Annotated in this window: 23 protein-coding genes, 1 tRNA gene and 1 pseudogene; 8 read left to right on the forward strand and 17 right to left on the reverse strand. The window is 40.7% G+C overall.

Annotation, left to right across the window (positions count from 1 at the left end):
- Nucleotides 1-26: 26 nt before the first annotated feature.
- From VB715_RS18245 to VB715_RS18265, 5 genes are all read right to left on the reverse strand, one after another.
- Nucleotides 27-557: a diacylglycerol kinase family protein gene (locus VB715_RS18245; protein WP_323302652.1), complete on the reverse strand. Its 531-nt coding sequence runs from the start codon at nt 555-557 to the stop codon at nt 27-29.
- Between the two features lie 57 nt (nt 558-614).
- Entirely contained in the window at nt 615-1,172 is a 558-nt protein-coding gene (ybeY, locus tag VB715_RS18250; RefSeq protein WP_323302672.1) for an rRNA maturation RNase YbeY, read from the reverse strand.
- A gap of 12 nt (nt 1,173-1,184) precedes the next feature.
- The gene (locus tag VB715_RS18255; protein WP_323302653.1) at nt 1,185-1,382 is read right to left on the reverse strand and encodes a DUF3285 domain-containing protein; all 198 of its coding nucleotides are present in this window, start codon (nt 1,380-1,382) and stop codon (nt 1,185-1,187) included.
- A 269-nt stretch (nt 1,383-1,651) separates the two neighbouring features.
- A protein-coding gene (prfB, locus tag VB715_RS18260; protein WP_323302654.1) for a peptide chain release factor 2 occupies nt 1,652-2,765 on the reverse strand; the annotation gives its coding sequence in 2 pieces (ribosomal slippage) (nt 1,652-2,692 and nt 2,694-2,765; 1,113 coding nt in all).
- 111 nt (nt 2,766-2,876) lie between these two features.
- Nucleotides 2,877-3,227: a YbaB/EbfC family nucleoid-associated protein gene (locus VB715_RS18265; RefSeq protein ID WP_323302655.1), complete on the reverse strand. Its 351-nt coding sequence runs from the start codon at nt 3,225-3,227 to the stop codon at nt 2,877-2,879.
- Between the two features lie 260 nt (nt 3,228-3,487).
- On the opposite strand from VB715_RS18265, the gene psaK reads away from it, so the two are divergent.
- Together psaK and VB715_RS18275 are read left to right on the forward strand one after the other, a co-directional pair.
- Complete coding sequence (gene psaK / locus VB715_RS18270; protein ID WP_323302656.1) at nt 3,488-3,754, forward strand: photosystem I reaction center subunit PsaK; 267 nt, start codon at nt 3,488-3,490, stop codon at nt 3,752-3,754.
- Nucleotides 3,755-3,952: 198 nt separating this feature from the next.
- Nucleotides 3,953-4,186: a DUF4327 family protein gene (locus tag VB715_RS18275; RefSeq protein WP_323302657.1), complete on the forward strand. Its 234-nt coding sequence runs from the start codon at nt 3,953-3,955 to the stop codon at nt 4,184-4,186.
- Nucleotides 4,187-4,357: 171 nt separating this feature from the next.
- Here VB715_RS18275 and VB715_RS18280 read toward each other — a convergent pair.
- The 4 genes from VB715_RS18280 to VB715_RS18295 all read right to left on the reverse strand — a co-directional run bounded on the left by VB715_RS18280 (nt 4,358) and on the right by VB715_RS18295 (nt 6,144).
- Nucleotides 4,358-4,430, reverse strand: a tRNA-Glu gene (locus tag VB715_RS18280).
- A gap of 83 nt (nt 4,431-4,513) precedes the next feature.
- Nucleotides 4,514-5,053: an NYN domain-containing protein gene (locus VB715_RS18285; RefSeq protein WP_323302658.1), complete on the reverse strand. Its 540-nt coding sequence runs from the start codon at nt 5,051-5,053 to the stop codon at nt 4,514-4,516.
- Between the two features lie 74 nt (nt 5,054-5,127).
- Nucleotides 5,128-5,799: an energy-coupling factor ABC transporter ATP-binding protein gene (locus tag VB715_RS18290; protein WP_323302659.1), complete on the reverse strand. Its 672-nt coding sequence runs from the start codon at nt 5,797-5,799 to the stop codon at nt 5,128-5,130.
- Nucleotides 5,800-5,823: 24 nt separating this feature from the next.
- Nucleotides 5,824-6,144 carry a hypothetical protein gene (locus tag VB715_RS18295; RefSeq protein WP_323302660.1) on the reverse strand — a complete coding sequence of 107 codons (321 nt, stop codon included), beginning with the start codon at nt 6,142-6,144 and terminating at the stop codon, nt 5,824-5,826.
- 181 nt (nt 6,145-6,325) lie between these two features.
- Between VB715_RS18295 and VB715_RS18300 the strand changes: the two genes are divergently transcribed.
- Complete coding sequence (locus VB715_RS18300) at nt 6,326-7,204, forward strand: universal stress protein (protein WP_323302661.1); 879 nt, start codon at nt 6,326-6,328, stop codon at nt 7,202-7,204.
- Here the strand turns inward: VB715_RS18300 and VB715_RS18305 are convergent, their stop codons facing one another.
- The 3 genes from VB715_RS18305 to VB715_RS18315 all read right to left on the reverse strand — a co-directional run bounded on the left by VB715_RS18305 (nt 7,205) and on the right by VB715_RS18315 (nt 10,585).
- Complete coding sequence (locus VB715_RS18305; RefSeq protein WP_323302662.1) at nt 7,205-8,734, reverse strand: serine/threonine-protein kinase; 1,530 nt, start codon at nt 8,732-8,734, stop codon at nt 7,205-7,207. It abuts the gene before it with no gap.
- Nucleotides 8,735-8,808: 74 nt separating this feature from the next.
- Nucleotides 8,809-9,252 (reverse strand): hypothetical protein, encoded by a 444-nt coding sequence (locus VB715_RS18310; RefSeq protein ID WP_323302663.1) that lies wholly within the window; start codon nt 9,250-9,252, stop codon nt 8,809-8,811.
- A gap of 190 nt (nt 9,253-9,442) precedes the next feature.
- Entirely contained in the window at nt 9,443-10,585 is a 1,143-nt protein-coding gene (locus VB715_RS18315; protein ID WP_323302664.1) for an anhydro-N-acetylmuramic acid kinase, read from the reverse strand.
- 76 nt (nt 10,586-10,661) lie between these two features.
- Between VB715_RS18315 and VB715_RS18320 the strand changes: the two genes are divergently transcribed.
- The gene (locus VB715_RS18320) at nt 10,662-10,844 is read left to right on the forward strand and encodes a hypothetical protein (RefSeq protein ID WP_323302665.1); all 183 of its coding nucleotides are present in this window, start codon (nt 10,662-10,664) and stop codon (nt 10,842-10,844) included.
- 159 nt (nt 10,845-11,003) lie between these two features.
- On the opposite strand, the gene VB715_RS18325 is transcribed toward VB715_RS18320, so the two are convergent.
- The 4 genes from VB715_RS18325 to VB715_RS18340 form a co-directional block, all read right to left on the reverse strand.
- Nucleotides 11,004-11,900 (reverse strand): phosphatidate cytidylyltransferase, encoded by an 897-nt coding sequence (locus VB715_RS18325; protein ID WP_323302666.1) that lies wholly within the window; start codon nt 11,898-11,900, stop codon nt 11,004-11,006.
- A 140-nt stretch (nt 11,901-12,040) separates the two neighbouring features.
- Nucleotides 12,041-12,631: a precorrin-6Y C5,15-methyltransferase subunit CbiT gene (gene cbiT / locus VB715_RS18330; RefSeq protein WP_323302673.1), complete on the reverse strand. Its 591-nt coding sequence runs from the start codon at nt 12,629-12,631 to the stop codon at nt 12,041-12,043.
- 88 nt (nt 12,632-12,719) lie between these two features.
- Nucleotides 12,720-13,583 carry a sulfotransferase domain-containing protein gene (locus tag VB715_RS18335; protein WP_323302667.1) on the reverse strand — a complete coding sequence of 288 codons (864 nt, stop codon included), beginning with the start codon at nt 13,581-13,583 and terminating at the stop codon, nt 12,720-12,722.
- Nucleotides 13,580-13,957 (reverse strand): Uma2 family endonuclease, encoded by a 378-nt coding sequence (locus tag VB715_RS18340; protein WP_416336956.1) that lies wholly within the window; start codon nt 13,955-13,957, stop codon nt 13,580-13,582. The genes VB715_RS18335 and VB715_RS18340 overlap by 4 nt, the downstream gene beginning before the upstream one ends.
- Nucleotides 13,958-14,060: 103 nt before the next feature.
- Between VB715_RS18340 and VB715_RS18345 the strand changes: the two genes are divergently transcribed.
- The 3 genes from VB715_RS18345 (at nt 14,061) to VB715_RS18355 (ending at nt 16,778) form a co-directional block, all read left to right on the forward strand.
- Nucleotides 14,061-14,834 carry a pentapeptide repeat-containing protein gene (locus VB715_RS18345; protein ID WP_323302668.1) on the forward strand — a complete coding sequence of 258 codons (774 nt, stop codon included), beginning with the start codon at nt 14,061-14,063 and terminating at the stop codon, nt 14,832-14,834.
- Nucleotides 14,835-15,002: 168 nt separating this feature from the next.
- The gene (locus tag VB715_RS18350) at nt 15,003-15,785 is read left to right on the forward strand and encodes a PEP-CTERM sorting domain-containing protein (protein WP_323302669.1); all 783 of its coding nucleotides are present in this window, start codon (nt 15,003-15,005) and stop codon (nt 15,783-15,785) included.
- A gap of 267 nt (nt 15,786-16,052) precedes the next feature.
- The gene (locus tag VB715_RS18355) at nt 16,053-16,778 is read left to right on the forward strand and encodes a cistern family PEP-CTERM protein (RefSeq protein ID WP_323302670.1); all 726 of its coding nucleotides are present in this window, start codon (nt 16,053-16,055) and stop codon (nt 16,776-16,778) included.
- 125 nt (nt 16,779-16,903) lie between these two features.
- On the opposite strand, the gene VB715_RS18360 is transcribed toward VB715_RS18355, so the two are convergent.
- Complete coding sequence (locus tag VB715_RS18360) at nt 16,904-17,176, reverse strand: hypothetical protein (RefSeq protein ID WP_323302671.1); 273 nt, start codon at nt 17,174-17,176, stop codon at nt 16,904-16,906.
- A 274-nt stretch (nt 17,177-17,450) separates the two neighbouring features.
- Here VB715_RS18360 and VB715_RS18365 point away from each other — a divergent pair.
- A pseudogene (locus VB715_RS18365) lies at nt 17,451-17,991 on the forward strand (photosystem II D2 protein (photosystem q(a) protein)); the annotation flags it as partial.

A 17,991-nucleotide genomic window follows, 5' to 3' on the forward strand; every position in this document is an offset into this window, starting at 1 on the left:
GGTCAGCATGACAATCAACTTGAATATTATAAGGGAAGAGCCAGTGCTGCCAAGGGAGGGGCGATGATAAATCCAGCCACCAATAAAGCGGCGATCGCAGAAATCATGACTGCCCCGGCTGCACAGTCTTTGGCAATTTTAGCTAATTCATGATAGGACTGGCCGACGGTTAAATCAACTACAGATTCTAAAGCCGTATTTAATAATTCTAAAACCATGACTAAGGCGCAGGTTAGGGAAACAATGGCCATGCTGACTCCATTGATGTGGAGAAAAACCCCTAAACTAATTGCTGTGGCTGTCATCGTGGTGTGAATTCGGAAATTTCGTTGAGTCATAAAGGCGTAACAAATGCCAGCCCAAGCATATTTAAAGCTGAGAAAGAGATTAGGGGCAATTTGCCAAGCAGACTCTCTTTTCAGGCTGAAATTGATTTCTGGTGGGTTTGGGGCGGTTTGAGGTGCGCGACTGTTTCCCAAAGTGGAAGTCGCTGACAGGAGGGTGACGGGAGAAAAATGGGGGGATGTGGGTTGGCTAATTTGAAAATTGGCTTTCATAATCTAAAGTTTTGGTAAGTTTGGTACAGAATAATTAATTATTTTTACAGAGTCTGTTCAATTAGAACATATAGTGTAGTCTGGTTGTCCACCAAGACCAATACTTTTTAACAAAGTTTCTTGTTGTTGTAGCATTTCTTCAAGGGTTTCGTCATCAGGGTGATCCCATCCCAAGAGGTGAAGGAACCCGTGAGCCACTAACCAAGCGACTTCTCGGTTTAAAGAATGATTTTGTTGTTGAGCTTGTCGGTTAGCGGTTTCGATGGAGATGACAATATCCCCTAAATATAGCGGCTCAATCTCAGAAGTGCCATCCTCAGGTATCGGAAAGTCTACTTCTAAGGCAGCAAAGGCTAAAACGTCTGTCGGTTGATCTTTTTGACGATATTGGGCATTAAGACTTTGAATTTCAGCATCTCCCGTCAACCTGAGACTTAATTCATAGCTAGATGACGAGGGCAGATAGGAGACGAGGCTTTCTCCCCAGATGTTAAACCAATGTTGCCACTGATCTGACAAGATACTCAAATTATCGTCTATATCAGATGAATGAGCCGTGAAAACATCCTGTATATTAACGTCAATGACAATGCTTGAGGGTTCAGAAGATATCATCACGTTGCTATCCTAGCGGGTTAAATAGGAAATTCCAATTAAGAAAGCGAGTAACCCTGCGGTGGTTAAAAAGAAATGTTTGAGAGACTGTCCTTTTTTACGAACCATGTTACGCATGGCCAGTTTTACATAACTGGGTTGGGGTTCGGTTGTTGGGGTTTCTGAGATGTTTTCTTCTGTGGGTTGGGTTGATGAGGGTGAGTTACTCATGATTGCCTAAGGGAAACTGTCTTAACTAATGTAACAGTTTGTTGCAAAAATTTAACGTTCTGGTCACTCTCCAGAGTTTAAGTAGTGGAAAGCCCACTTTTCTCAGGGTGGTTTATTCCTCCTCATTTCTAGGGTTCCCTAATTAGATAGCAAGCTTATCAAATTGTTAAAAACTCCATAACTAATCTGTTGACACTCCCCCGTTAAGCTCGCGCTGTAACGGGGAATTTTGAAGAAAAAGAAAACTCTGAAAAAACTCATCTGTTTAATTAATCTTCACTACGGGTTACATACCGTAAATAAGCCTCAACAAATTGTTCCAAACCACCATCCATAACCCCATTAATATCCGTTGTTTCTACATTAGTTCGTAAATCTTTTACCATTTGATAGGGATGGAAAACATAATTACGAATTTGCATTCCCCAAGCAGCTTCTACAATATCACCTCGAATTTCAGCAATTTCTTGGGCCCTTTGTTCTTGAGCAATCACTAATAATTTTGCCTTTAATAAAGTTAAGGCTTTTTCTTTATTTTGCAGTTGAGAACGTTCTTGAGTACAACGCACAGCAAGTCCCGTTGGTAAATGGACTACTCGCACAGCCGTTTCTACTTTATTAACGTTTTGTCCTCCTTTTCCTCCAGAGCGAGAAGTGCTAATTTCTAAGTCTTTTTCAGGAATATCTACCTTAACATCTCCTTCTTCTAATGCTGGCATGATTTCCACTCCAGCAAAGCTAGTTTGACGTTTTCCATTAGCATTAAAAGGCGAAATTCTTACCAGTCTATGGGTTCCTTTTTCTCCCTTTAAATAACCAAAGGCATAACGCCCTTCTATTTCTAATGTCGCTGACTTAATACCTGCTTCATCTCCTTCAGAAAGTTCCGTTAAATGGACCTTATAACCCTGTTTTTCGCCCCAACGGGTATACATTCTCAACAGCATTTCTGCCCAGTCTTGGGCATCTGTTCCACCGGCCCCCGCATTAATAGTTAAAACCGCCCCTTTAGCATCATAAATACCTGATAATAACCGTTGTAATTCCCAACGATCTAAAGTGTGGTTTAATTGAACAATATTATTCTCCGCTTCTTGACGTAAGGTCGGATCATCATCTAATTCTAATAATTCTGCGATCGCTTTGGCATCTTCTAACTGACTGCTCCACTGTTGATATTGTTCTAAGGTTGATTTAGAATCATTGAGATCCTGTAGAGTAGTTTGGGCGATTTCAGGACTATCCCAAAACTCTGGTTGAGCCGCCACATTTTCTAAATCTTGAATTCTGGCCTGAAGAGCGGGCAAGTCAAAGATATTCCTGGGTTTTCCCCAGGCGCGAACCGACAATTTCAATTTCTCGTTTTAGTTCTGCTGTTTCCATAGACCTCTAAACTGCGATGAGGAAATAACTCTATTCTATACGGTAATTAAATTGTAGGGGTCAACAGCCGTTGACCCCTACTGATACCTTCCCTAACGGTTACTAATCAGCTTACATCCCAGGTAAATTTAAGCCACTGGTAAGGGCTTCCATTTTTTCTCTCATGGTTTCAGTGGACTTAGCATAAGCATCTTTCATCGCGGCTGTCACTAACTCAGATAAGGCTTGAGGCCCTTTTTCCATGGCATCTGGGGAAATTTCTACCCGACGAGGTTCTTGGTTGCCACTCATTATTACTTTAACTAAGCCATCTTCGCTCATGCCTTCAATATTCATTTGCTCCAATTCTTCTTGGAGTTGTTGCGCTCCGGCCTGAACTTGCTGAGCTTTTTGAAACGCCTCTTGAAGTTCTTTTATTTTACCTAATCCGAACCCAAATCCTTTTCCTTTTTCTTGTGTCATATTCCTTGAATCTTATTAATTTCAATAATGATGAGTCAATGGCAGTCCCTGATGAGACTGGGTTCGTTGACAACAATCAACTCCTTTGTCACATTAGCATCTTTTGGCTAATCCTGACTCAACTAGGGGCAAGATGATGATTAAAAATACATTTGATCTGTATTAATTCATTAAGTATTGCAACAGCATCACTGAGAAGAGGGGGTCAACCTTTTAAGATTAAAAATTTAATGTCCCATCTCTCAGGAGAAACGTCTTTTATGTATTCTATGCTTGTTTTAGCGGCTGCTACTGTCCCCACTACCATTGAATGGAGTCCCAAAGTAGCATTGATCATGATTGTTTGTAATATCGTGGCTATTGCCTTTGGTAAACTCACCATTGCTAAACCCAGCGAAGGCCCTGCTTTACCTTCTCCTAATATGTTCGGTGGTATGGGAATCGGTGCTTTACTGGGAACCACTAGCTTTGGTCATATTCTAGGGGCTGGTGTTATTTTAGGTTTAGCTAGTTCAGGCGCTCTCTAATTCTCTGGCCCTCGATCAAAATGAGGCGACTGATGGAAGTTAGCCCTTGGCGGTTAAAATCAGCAGTCGCCCAGTGTTTTTTCTGAGATATCATTACAATTTGTTTTCGACCCCTTGGACTGGGTTACGCAATGACAGATAATGCAATAGAGTTGTTGTCAGCGTTACATCTACCAGGTTCTGGTGAGGAGGTTAGCTATGGTTAAAGCGATTCAATCCCCCACAAGATATACAATTGAAGTGATTAAAGATGAGGCGGCTCAATTAGTTCGTCAAAAGAAACTATATCGCCAACAGCCTATTTATACTCTCTGCCAGTATATTCCAGCCCGTGAATGGCCTGAGGTGGAATGTGAGCTAGAAAGATATGATTTTTTATTGAGAGATCCCATCATCGATCTCTTAAGTCAGGAAGAATGGAGAGAAGATTAAAGCCCCTTTTTTTGGTTGAGCAATTATAACAAGCCGTAACAGGGCCATTTCTCATCAAAGTGGACCCGTTACGGATTTTCGTTACCATTTTTGGCCAGGTTTGACATCTCAAGCAGATCAACCGTTGAAAATACCAAAACCTGAATACTCTTATTATTTTAGAAGTGTGAGTACCCCCAAGGGAATTCGAATCCCTGTCGCCTCCGTGAAAGGGAGGTGTCCTAGGCCACTAGACGATGGGGGCTTATATTTTTCAGACCTTTATAACTATAACAAGACTTTTTTGCTGTGTCAATAGGGTCTGGGAAATTTTTTGAGAATACTCATTCAACCCTGTCGCCAACGAGCCAACCTTTCTTGGGACTTGGCATCTAGACAGTTGAATAAAAAACGCCCTTGGCTGCGCTGACTGTTGCGTTGTTTGCGTTTGACTTGGGAGAAAGAAGTTTGAATGTCACTGGACAAGACTTGGGCAGACATCCATTCTGCCCCATAACCCACCACTGTTAACTGTTGATCTCGATCTGATGTGGCCACAATGAGACGAGGAGGGGCGGCAGTTTTACCATGAAAAAAAGACGCGCACACCTTTTCTATATAGGTGTCAGCCGTCTGCGTCCAAGCGGTAAAATAGATGGATAGGTGGGAAGAATGATGTTCGAGAGAGCAAGGACTCTTTTGGTATTGAGAGTCAAAGACAACTTGGGTTTTGTAACCTTTGTGGGCAGTATAGTTAATTAGGGCTTCCACTAATTCACGCCGCGCTTGTTCAAGTCCGTGGCGATCGCGGGTGTTTTTCAGGGAACACCAAGCACCAATTATGTTATAGCCATCGACCAATAGTAAAGGATAGTGGTGAGAATACATTGTTCTTGAGAGTGACCATAAATTGTTAACATTTTTAATCCAAACATTTTCTGATCCTAACAAATAATTGACGTTTATGGGGAAGTTTTTGCTAATAATCTAGCCTTAAGTTCTTGGGGATCACCTTGGGCGACGACTTGGCCGTCTTCGAGTAAAAATGCCCCATCACAGTGATTTAATTCTTCTAAACGATGTGTCACCCATAAAGCGGTAATGCCCCGACTTTTCACTAAATTCTGCACTTGAATTACTAATTCTCCTTGGGTGTCGGGGTCAAGGAGGGCGGTGGGTTCATCTAAGAGTAAAACAGAACAATGACGGGCGATCGCTCCGGCAATAGCAATGCGTTGTTTTTGTCCCCCACTGAGGGCATAAATAGGCCGTCTTTCTAATTCTAGGAGATTAACCGCGCTTAGGGCTTCTCGGACACGATAACGCACTTCTAGGGGGGGTAAATTTTCAGAGACTAACCCGAAGGCAATATCAGCCCCCACGGTGGGCATTACCAACTGGCGATCGGGGTTTTGGAAAACAAAGCCCACAGGTGGTGTCATTTCAATGGTACCGCTTTCGGGGGTTAGGAGGTTCGTGAGAAGTCGTAGTAACGTCGACTTGCCGCTGCCATTAGTGCCTAAAAGCATCCAAAATTCCCCTTCAGGGACAGCCAGAGAACAGGATTTGAGGACAGGAGCGTTTTCATGCCAGCTAAAGCTGATATTTTGGACGTTTATAGCAAAATTGGTCATAATCTAAACTTGAGGACAGGGGTTTTAATTGTTTTGTTCCGAACTTTTCCTGATTGGCACTTTAATTTGATATTTAGGTAGAGTGGAAATGCTGCCTCGAAAACCTCTTTTAGATGCCTTCAAGTTTTCATTAAACTCTTTTAATTTAGCGTTAATTGCTGCCAATTCATAAATCATTATACCGCCTAATCCCAATCCAATCTCAGTATACGAATCAGCCCGAAGTCTTGCTTCTTGGAGTAAATCACCAGATTGTTTAGCCGATTTAAGTGCGACAAAATCATAAAGCCCAATTGTAAAAGAAACAAGGGCAATAAGTATCCAAAAATCTCGCAATTTTAACATTAGTTTCTTTTGAACTCATTACCTCAATTTTAACAAGAGAAACCAATTTTATTGTGTTTTTGCAATAATCAGCAAAGTTGCCAACATCTTAATCAATTATAAATAAACCAACCCCAGGGAGACAATCAACCAAGGGTTTGTTAAAATTCAAGAAGCATTGGCAAACTAAATCTCCCCACCTATGTTTGAAAACTGTCTAATTTGTACGGATTTTGCCGATGGCCTTCATCGTTTAGTTGATTTTGTCCCTCAACTAGCGATTAATGGTCTGAAGCGCATTGTTTTCCTTCACAGTATCTCTGTTTGGCAAGGAGACAAAGCGGCTAGTGTTGATGAGGAAAAAATTGCAGAGGCCAAAAAGCGTTTGGCCCCTGCTTTAGAAAAGGTTCCCCAAGGGGTAGAGGTAAAAGTTGAGGTACGATTAGGAAACCCCAAAGACAGCATTTTGCAGTTAATTGATATTTATAAGATTGATGTGGTATTTACAGGAATGCCTATTCACAATACCTTAGAAGCGCGAATTTTTGGCAGTCACACCCTAGAGTTAGCCCCCTCAACCCCTACCCCCTTAATGATTCTTCGTCCTCAATTAATTTCCACTTATACTTGTGAAGAATTAGCCTTACGCTGTCAACATTTATGGCGTTACTTATTAATTCCCTATAATGATGGCAAATCTGCCCATTATTTGCTGGAAAATATCAAAAAAATGGCGCAAGAACAGCCCAATAATGGATTTAAACACTGTTTATTATTTTGGGTGATTGATGATGGGGGACGCAATCAAGAATTAACTGAATATCATCTTCAAGAAGCGCAAGAGAAGTTAAACCAAGTTAAGGCAGAACTAGAGACTTTAAATCTAAGCGTTAAAACCGAAGTACGTCAAGGCAACCCCTTACAGGAAATCTTAGATGCGGCCCTACACTATGATATTAGTGCGATCGCCATTGCTTGTGATTATCGCAGTAATATTTTAGAGTGGACAGCCCCTAGTCTAGCCAATGATGTCTTAAACCGTAGTTGGTTTCCTGTTCTTTTCTTCTCCCCGAAAAAATAGCTAAAATTTAGACGCAGTACGGGAAGTGGTATAAGCTGCTTTCAGTTTATTGACAATGCTAGGCTTAAGCTTTTCAAACTCCTGTTTTAACATTCGTTTGGTGATTTGGGGTTTGCCTCCTCGTAGCAGTTGACTTTTATCAGCCCATTCCTGGAGGTTTTGGCGTTGGTTAGGGGCGATAGTGGTGTTTAAAACGTGTTGACAACGTTCTCCCTTTTCCAAAGCAAAGAATAAAATACAATAAGAGCCTGATTCTCCCAATAATCGAGCAAACCGTTGGCCTGACGAAGTTTTTAAATCTAGATAACAGGGAAGCCATCTGGGGCCATATTCACGGTGGTAAAGAACCGTAATCCAGAGAATCATGGGATGGGGACTGGTAATAAAGACAAATTGATTATAACGAATACTCGACATTCGATTAGCAATATCTTCCTCATTCAACATCACCCAGAGACTGGCAAAGGCTCCTTCGTTAGACCGTAAGACATGGGGAAAGACAATTTTTTGCTGAGGTTTATCCTCTGGCCAGGTCATTTTTAAGCAGACATCATCAACTTTTGGTAAGGTTTTTTTACTGGCCGGTTTATCAACCACCATAGTTGAGTTGGCCACCAGGGTTTCTTGTTGAGATTCCGGTTGACTGGGTTCTAACTTTTCTAACCCCTGTAATAATTCTGTAACGGTTTGAGGGCGTTCATCAGGGGCTTTAGAAAGACATTTAAAGATGAGACTTTCCAGTCCGGAGGGCAGACTAAGTTTCGGGGGAATAGGTTTAGGTTTTGCGTAGTGGTGGGCTTCATACCAACCGCCAAAGGAGGAATTTTCGGGAAAAATGGGCATTTCTCCGGTAATCATTTCATACATCATCACGCCCAAACTATAGATATCTGAGCGACTATCGAGTTCTTTTCCTTCAATTTGTTCAGGGGAACAATAGGCCAGGGTTCCCATAAATGACTGAGTTTGAGCTTCTCCTGATTGTACTAATTTGGCAATACCAAAATCGAGAATTTTGACTAATTCCCCTAAAGCTGGATCATGGGTGACGAGAATGTTACTCGGTTTAATATCACGGTGAATGATAGGACACATTTCCCCTTCAAACATAATGCCTTTGTGAGCGCATTCCAGTCCAAAACAAATTTGCCGTGTTACTTTTAAAAATCGGGATAGGGATAGGGGGCGAAACTTAATCACTTCGCTCAGACTTTCCCCATGAAGAAATTCCATCACATAAAAAGGAATTTCTTTTTCATCTACACCATAATCTCGGACTCGAACAATATGATTACTTTTTTCCCCTAATAGGGCAGAAACGGTCGCCTCTCGCTCAAAACGTTCCCGCATCCGATTATTTAGCAAAGCTTGGGACAAGAATTTTACGGCAACAGTGACACCACCAAGTAATTTATCTTCAGCGCGATACACTTGACCCATCGCACCACTACCAACCAGATCGATCAATTGATAACGGTTAGCCAACAAACGGCGGTGATGAGCATCTTTCACGGTAACTGGGCGACTCATAATGTTTCATCAAGGATTCGGTAGGGTGAGTAATTAGGGGCTAGGAAAAAGAGTTATTTTAGGAGAAAACCCTGTTAAGGTTGGCGTTCTAGGGTGGCTTCCATGGTACTGGTCAGGTAATGACCGGCCAGGATGCCACTGGAGAAGTGATAAGTATTATTATTGAGGCGGTAGAAGGTTTCAAAGCCACTGCGTCGTTGGCGATCGCCTAAAACCCAATAGCGTTGGATAATGGACTCAGGGCCGATCCAACCTTCCCCCTCTACTTTTCCGAGTAAGCTTTGCTGAAGAACATAGGTGTACTGGCGTTCCTCCCCATCTAAGCGACCCCGGTATTGAAAGGAGATTTCAGGGCGATCGCTGCCTGGAAACACCAGTTTTGTGACCATGGTGAACCAATTATCCTGACTCCAGGCCACGATACTCCTACCTTTGACGGGTAGGGGCAATTCACTGCGTTCTAGCCAATTTCCTTCAATCGTCCAGCGTCCACTTTCCATTAAAAAGCTATGGGTCAAGATACCACTCCTTAATCTCCTAACAATTTTGATCGAGATCCTCTGGGGACAGGGTAACTCTCAGGTTTCTCTACTTTAGATTTCCCGAAAATCACAGAAAACTAACAGTTTCTTAAAATTCATTGTTTTAATGCCTCAATCCCATATTATTGTAGGGGTTTAACAGTGTTAAACCCTTGAACATTCATCTTTAAAGAGGAAGATGAATTTCTCCCAGTAACATTGCTTGTTTTGCCCCTGTCACCTTCGGTAAATTGCCTGGAACACCACTGAAACGCCAATAAGCTAAGACGGCAAAGGCGATCGCTTCTTTAAAATCACTGTTCATGCCAACTTCATCAGTGATTTTTACTGTGGTTGAATCAGGACAATGATATTGAATCCTCTCTTTTAAGTATAGATTGCGACTGCCTCCGCCACACAATAATATTTCATCGATGGGTTCTTGAATAAATTGATAATAACTATCAGCAATGGAAGCAGCCGTAAAATCGGTAATGGTGGCTAAAAAGTCGGTTTCTGATAACTTTTCTGTTTGTGCATCTTGCCAACATTTTTCTAAATAGTCTGGGCCAAATAATTCTCTTCCGGTAGATTTGGGGGGTATTTGTTTAAAGAAGTCCTGAGCTAACCATTGTTTAATTAATCTTTGATGGGGGGTTCCTTTGGCGGCCCATTCGCCATTTTTATCGTAGGTTTTTTGACCATTGGTTAGTTTCTGAACCGTGAGGTCAATTAAGACATTACCTGGCCCTGTATCCCAGCCAATAATATTGGTTTCCCAGTCTTTTTGTTGATGGGGAGGTAAATAAGTAACGTTACCAATTCCCCCAATATTTTGTACACAACGATGATATTTTGGATGACTTAAGACATAAGCATCTATTTTTGAGACTAAGGGCGCACCTTGTCCTCCGGCGGCGATATCTGCTACCCGCAAGTTACTAATCGTAGTAATTCTTGTTAAATTAGCAATCATTTCTCCTCTACCAATTTGTAAACTATAACCTAATATTTCTTTGGTTGGTGGACGATGAAAGATTGTTTGTCCATGGGAACCGATTAATCCTGCGGGGGGATTATTGGCTTTAATTTTGTTGACAGCTTCGACAAAAGACAAAGCGATCTCATCATCTAATTGGGCTAATTCTTCCATTGATATTGATTTTCCCCCACATACTTCTAAGATTTTATTTCTGATTTTTTCAGGATAAAAATGGGTGATTCCCGATAAAAATTTTATGTTTAAATCAAGTTCTTTACCTGTAATTTCAACGAAAGCGGCATCAATTCCATCCACAGATGTGCCACTCATTAACCCAATACAATACATAAATTTACATTTCCTAATTATAGTTAATAATTAATAGACGCTAAAATAAAGATAATAGTTCACCTAGTAACCAAAAATGACAGACTCAGGGTTTAATTTTGATTTGATGCAAGAAATTATTAAGGATGAACAATGGGAAAAAATACCTAAATTTTATCGGGATAAAGTGGAAGCTTTACTTAATAAAAAATTAGTAGGTTATTTTGACACTATTTTTAAAACATTAGAGAAACAAAGAAACAAAGAAACAAAGAAGTAAGAATTATTGACAAAATTGATGGAATAGCAACAGATATCAGCCTGGTTTCTAGACATTTTTCTAAACTTGATGCCTTTACTTATTATTTATTAATATTGATTCTATAAAGAAAAGGCTGTCTACAAAGCCTTATAATCCTTGGTAATAGAACTACTTTCTTTAATGTAACAACGGTAAAAATAAAGTAACAAAATAGTAAACCAAAGGGGCAGTAAATACATAACTATCAGTTCTATCTAAAATGCCTCCATGGCCGGGAATTAACTGTCCTGAGTCTTTCACCCCCGCATCTCGTTTCATCATGGACTCAGTTAAATCACCCAATAAGCTGACAATACCAATTAATACCCCTAATAACATTCCTGTCATATACCAATAGGGCCATTCTAAATACCAAGCCCCCAATTCAGCAATTAAAATACTTCCTAACAAGCCAAAAATTGCCCCTTCAACAGTCTTTTTTGGACTAATATCGGATAAGCGAGTTTTACCCAACCATTTACCCATAATATAAGCCCCAATATCTGCGGCCCAAATACACCCAAAAGCCAAAAAAGTTACAGTTAAAGCAGGGGGAAATAATTTAGGTTCTACCCAAGATTCTGGCCAATATCCCATCAAGGATAAGTTACTAAAATTACTGCTGGCAATATCAACTGTGGGGACAGTTTGAGCAAGTCCTACCCGTAATCTTACCCAATAACTCGGTAAATATCCGCCATAAAATAACCCCAAAACAGAGGTAGAAATATCAGCAATGGTGGCAAGTTTGGGTTGAAAAAGCAGATAAAAGCAAATTAACGCCCCCGTTAAGGGAAATAAAGCATCTGTTAAATGGGGGGCGATCGCAGCTATTACTAATAATAACTGAGACACAACTAGGGTGGTTTTGGCAGCGGGGGCGATACCTTTGGCCCTAACCAATTGAAAATATTCTAATTGCCCCAAAAAGACGATAATACAAAGTCCTAGGGTAAAGTACCATCCCCCAATAATCAGCATTCCGAGGGCCAGGGCAATGGCGATAATTGTAGTGATAATTCGAGTCCAGGGCATAAGCTAGGATAAGATAGGGTGAGGAAGAGGGGCAAGATATGTTAAGAATTCCTTATAAAAGGTTAACAAGTCCCACCATTTTAATTGTATAAAATTCCTGGAATTCCTGGTAGTTGCACCTTTGTCCATGGTACAAAACGTTAAAATTTTTCTCCACTGAGAATAAAAATGGGATCGACAGCAGCTAAAGTTTGATGCACCCCCCTGGTTTCTAAACGGTTCACCCCTGCTTGAACAACCTCGATATTACGCGCTTGTAGTGCCGCGAAGCCCTCTGAAATGAGATAAAGGGTTTCTAAGTTGGCCGCTGTGGCCACCAGCCTTCCTTCGGGCTTTAAATGTTGCCAGACTTGGGTTATGATCTCTTTGATGGGACTACCGCCTTCAATACAGACGCGATCGGGTTGGGGTTGGAGTTCACTGAGACAGTCGGGGGCGTTGCCTTCAAAAATCGTTACATTATTGACCTCAAAGCGATCGCAGTTACGACGAATTAATTTAGCTACATCTTCATCCCTTTCTACAGCAATAATAGTATTTTCGGGACATAATAAGCCAATTTCTACGGGAATGGTTCCAGTACCAGCCCCAATATCCCAGACTACCGAGTCTTTTTTTAATCTTAGAGCAGAAATGAGCAGTAAGCGCACTTCTCGTTTACTGAGGGGAATACCTGGTAAACGTTCAAAGAGGGTGTCAGGAATACCAGGGGTTTTGTAGGGCCAAAGCATAGTGATCATAAGACTGATTTTTCTTTCCTATTTTCTCTTAAATTTTGTTGATTGTTTCTAACATTTTATTACTTTTATTTTTCTGAGATTAGGATCTGATAATAATTCCGTTCCATAAGGTTTCTAAACCAGTTCCAGCTGTCCTAATCATAAACTTTTCTATTAATCTTTGTTGCTGTTCGGGTGAAAAATAATTTTCCCAGTCTCCAACTTGTCCTTTACGAATAAATGGGGGCATATTTTCAGGGCGTTTACTTGACCAACGTTGTTGATCTTTTTTCATGTTTTCTAAACTACTATTAATGATGATTTTGTTCAGAATTTCCTCATTTTTAATTCTATCTTTGTAGGCTTTTCCTAAAAAATTAATTATGTCTATAATAGCATTTTTTGGCTCTATTTTCATATTTTCGTAGGTTAAAAACAAAACATTATGCTCATCTTTATGTTTATACCAAGGTACTAAATGATCAAAATAATCTCCAAAGTCTACTTCTCCCTTAATAAAACATTCAAAAAAATCCTCAAAACTCCCTTCTGCAAAATTATAATGTTTAATAAAGCCTCTGGTATGATGATAAAATGAAACGGCACAATCAAAAGGGTTTCGTGCAATATAAATATATTTTGCTTGTGGATGATAAGGGGTTAAATTATAGGGAAAATGGGTTTTAATTACTCTCGGTTGGGGTAATATTTCAATCTTTTCTTTGCCAACTTCTTCTAAATGAGGAATATCATCTTCTATTTTTTTTGATGCTGATAAAGGTTCGCCATTATGTTGAATTAACCAGACAATATATTGTGTCCAAGTGGTTCCACATTTAGGATAAGTTACAATAAAAATGTCTGAAGGTTGCGCTTGATAATTTAGTGCTGAGGTAAATCCTTCTATGGGAAATCCCATGGGCATCCGAAATCCATTATGATAGTAATAGCTGGGTTTTTTCATATTTTTTTTATTCTGTTTTTGATGCCTAAATCTTTCCCTAAAGTGCTATCAGAAACCTCAATTAACCAATAAATATCTTCAGGATAAGGATGATGATTTAGATATAATGTATAAGGAGAACGAACCACCGCAATATCTGGTTCTGGTTCCGAGTCTGTCAGAGTAATGGGGTGTCCTTCTCTAATGACTGCTTGCGTTCCTAAAATTGAACGAAGATAGGTAACACCGATATGATTAATTGAAGTATGTATTGGACCTTCTGGACTCATTTGTAGTATCTCTCCTGCAATTAACTCACAAGAGCGATCGCTTAATATTCCCGCTTCAATCATTTTATGGTAATCTTCCAGTGACCATTTAATAAGTGTGTCCATAATTGCTATTAACTCATTTTACTTTTTATGTTAACAAATTTAGGGAATGTTGCCATTCTTTGCTAAACTATGAATCAGGGGAATTAAGGGATTTATTAAAATCATGGCAAATCGAGAACATTTGGCACTGTTAGAAAAAGAGATAAACTGGTTAACCTGGCGACAAGATAACCCAAAAATTACACCAGATTTAAGAGATATTGATTTAAGCAAAAAAAACCTAGAAAAAGCTTATTTATTTGGAGCAAATTTAAACAAATCCAATCTTCAACAAGCTATATTAAATCACGCTAATCTAGAAAACTCTGATCTCTCTCAAGTGAATTTAAGTGAAGCAAATCTCAATTATGCTAACTTGCAAAATAGCAATTTAATCGGTGCAAATTTATCTCAAGCAAGCCTCAATTATGCAAATTTATCTCAAGCTAATTTAATTGGAACATCCCTACGAAATGCCCAAATAAAAGGGGCTGATTTTAGTCGCACTCACCTTAACCGTACTAATTTAAGTGAAGCTTTGGGACAAAATACAAACTTTTGTGAGGCAGATTTAAGTCAAGCAATATTATACGAAGCCGAATTGCAAGGAGCCTATTTTTACCGTGCTAATTTATCACAAGGGCAACTGATTCAAGCTCACTTATGTCAGGCCTATTTATTCAGAGCTAATTTAACAGAAATTAAAGGCGATCGCTGCGATTTAAGATGGTCTAATTTAACCCAAGCTAACTTACAAGGGGCAAATTTAGCGGGTGCAAATCTCAGAGGAGCTAATTTAAGCTATGCAGACTTAAGAGGAGCTAATTTGCAAGGAGCGAACCTGCAGGGGGTAATTTTCATTGGGACTAATTTAGATGGGGTTAATTTGAAAAATTAAGTGGCGATCGCCAAAATGTTACTTTTACAAAGTTGTACACAAAGTTGTACATTGCGCTGACACTATCGTATACATCCCCTTTCTACAATGAAAGAATAGTAGAGCTTAACGGACTGTTAACCTCTACATGAAACTTGCTTAATGATTTGTACATAAGGGACATAAATAATGAAGAACGCAATTTCAACCTTAATTGGGGCTTCAGTAATTGCTGCTACAAGTATCCTGTCTTTCTCTGCTAGTGAAGCTGGAGCAACGACATTAAATGTCACAACAGCTGGATCTTCTGGCACTCTAGGTGATGCCTACTTCCAGCAGGTTAGTGACGGCGTTCCAGCAGGAACTGGGGCCATTGATTCATTTTTGCGGATTCAAAACAACGGTACTGAAAAAGGCTACAATACAGATTACCGTCCAGTTCAGTTTGATGAAAAAACCGATGGCAATTTTACCCGTTCACTTTTGTTAGGTGACGTACCCACTTTCGAGGTTGGTGGTGTAACTTATCGCCAGTTTATCCTAGATTTGAACGAGCCTAATGGGGGAAGTCAACCTGGGATCACATTAAGTAAGTTGCAGATTTTCCTGGGTAACGCTGGTGATCTGAACAATTATCCGACTTTCGATGGCGATGTAACGAAAATTTTCGATCTCGGTTCCGGTAATTCAGTTTCGATGACAGATCTCAATTCTGGTAGCGGTCGGTATGATTATGTAGTCGGAATTAAAGATAGTTTATTCACAGGGCCCAACGAATACGTTTACTTATACTCTGAGTTCACCAACGCTGGAGGTGGATTTGAGGAGTGGCTACACAGAGAGGCAGAACAACCACCTGTTGGAACAGTTCCCGAACCCCTCACCATCCTCGGTGCAGGTGCTGCCGTTGCCTTTGGTGGTGGTTTCAAGCGCAAATTAGCCCAAGCCAAAAAGAACAACAAAAAAGCTTAATTTTCCCTGGTTTCAGAGCAAACCTTTTAGTCTGTCTTGAGCCATTCCCCTGTGAATTCAGAAACCCCAACTATAGCGTCAGCTTAGTTGGGGTAGTTTTCACCCCTAAAGTTATACACTAAGTTATACATTGCGATAACACCATCTTATACATCCCCTTTCTATGATTGTTTTAGTGGTGGTAATTAAAACCCTACTGAATCAGGATACTTGCTAACTTCACCTTAGAAGTTGGTTGAACAGTCCATATAGTAAAGGATAAAAACGATGAAAAACGCAACCTCAACTCTAATTGGGACTTCTCTATTAGCCGCAGGTTTGGCTATTGGGATGACTTCAAATGCCTCTGCACTTACTATATCTAATGATAGTGTTACTGATATTACAGCTGCCGATATCGGACAATCTTTCACGGTAAAATTTAACGGTAATGTTGCGACTCAAGATGTGGCAGGACTGACATCAGAAGCTACTTTTACCCTGGTTAATTTTAACAATAGTGGGGCACTCTTCAGTATTGCACTGACCAACACATCTTCGGGTGGAATTGGTTCAAGAGTATCCAGTCTAGGATTTAATACCGATCCTGTGCTAACAGGTGCTACCTCCACTGGTATTTTTGACATTGCTGTTCGTAATGGTGCTTATCCTAATGGATTCGGTCCAATTGGTGTTTGCTTCAAAGCTGGTGGAGGCACTAGCAACTGTCAAGGTGGCGGTGGTGGTGGTGTTCCTACTGGTAATACAGGTAACTTCACCGTTGCTCTTAACTTTGCACCAGGAGCCTTAATGCCCCCATCTTCCCTTTCATTATCTAACTTTGGTGTTCGTTACCAAAGCATTACTGGAACTAACCTTGGAAACAGTGGCACTGGGACTGGTACTCCCGTTCCCGAACCCCTTACCATACTTGGTGCAAGTGCTGCGGTTGGATTTGGTGGTGCCTTCAAGCGCAAATTAGCTCAAGCCAAAAAGAAGGACAAAAACGCTTAATTTTCCATAATTTCAGATCAAACCTTTTAGTGTGTTGCAGGCCGCTAGGCCTGTATTTTTTTCGGTTAATTTTTTCCCTTTTTCCTGACTAAAACGCATTTTAAATGCGTTTTAGCTTTCTCAGGTTATTCTGCTTCCACCATCGAAAAGAACCCAGGAACCCGGCCCGCTGCGGTAGATCCATCTTTCTGAGAAAGGATCACCGCACCAATCTGATCACTCATCACAGCGACCTTTTTTTCCGTTTGCTTCTCACAGGTTAACTCTAACAGTTGGGGAGTCGGGGATTTCATTGCGCTCACAATTTGCTGATATAAAGCTTCTGCATCTTCAGTTTCTTTGCGTTGGACAGAAATGGGAATCGGAATGTACTTCAAGGCTAAATCAATACTGATCATGAATGCTCCTCGTAAAAAAACGGCTCTCAATCTAATTATCTGTTAAAACTTAGCACAACCCAGGGTAGAGATGGCTTTCAGAGAATCTTTATATTTTGTTAAGATTTAGGGTGGAAAACTCGGACAGTTTACATTAAGATGGTATCAGTTAAGAAAAGTAACGATTTCTCACATTTCGTCTAGGGATCTACTTCGTAACACGAAGTTGAGGTATGCTAGGCGGTTTTAGAGAATTCTTAAACCTTGTCCTTATATTCATTTGGAGATTTGCGCCATGACCATTGCAGTCGGACGCGCCCCAGAGCGAGGATGGTTTGATGTCCTCGATGACTGGTTAAAGCGCGATCGCTTCGTATTTGTAGGTTGGTCTGGGTTACTATTGTTTCCCTGTGCCTACCTAGCCCTAGGTGGATGGTTAACCGGAACCACCTTTGTCACCTCCTGGTACACCCACGGGTTAGCCAGTTCTTATTTGGAAGGCTGTAACTTTCTGACCGTTGCCGTATCTTCTCCCGCTAATGCCTTCGGCCACTCCATTCTCTTTTTATGGGGTCCCGAAGCACAAGGAGACTTTACTCGCTGGTGTCAAATTGGCGGATTATGGCCCTTTGTCGCCCTACACGGTGCTTTTGGACTGATTGGCTTCATGTTACGTCAGTTTGAAATTTCCCGTTTAGTCGGCATTCGTCCTTATAACGCTATTGCCTTTTCTGGCCCCATTGCGGTATTCGTCAGCGTTTTCCTGATGTACCCCTTGGGACAGTCTAGCTGGTTCTTTGCTCCCAGTTTTGGGGTAGCCGGAATTTTCCGTTTCA

It is taken from the genome of Crocosphaera sp. UHCC 0190 (genome assembly GCF_034932065.1).
Lineage (GTDB): Bacteria > Cyanobacteriota > Cyanobacteriia > Cyanobacteriales > Microcystaceae > UHCC-0190.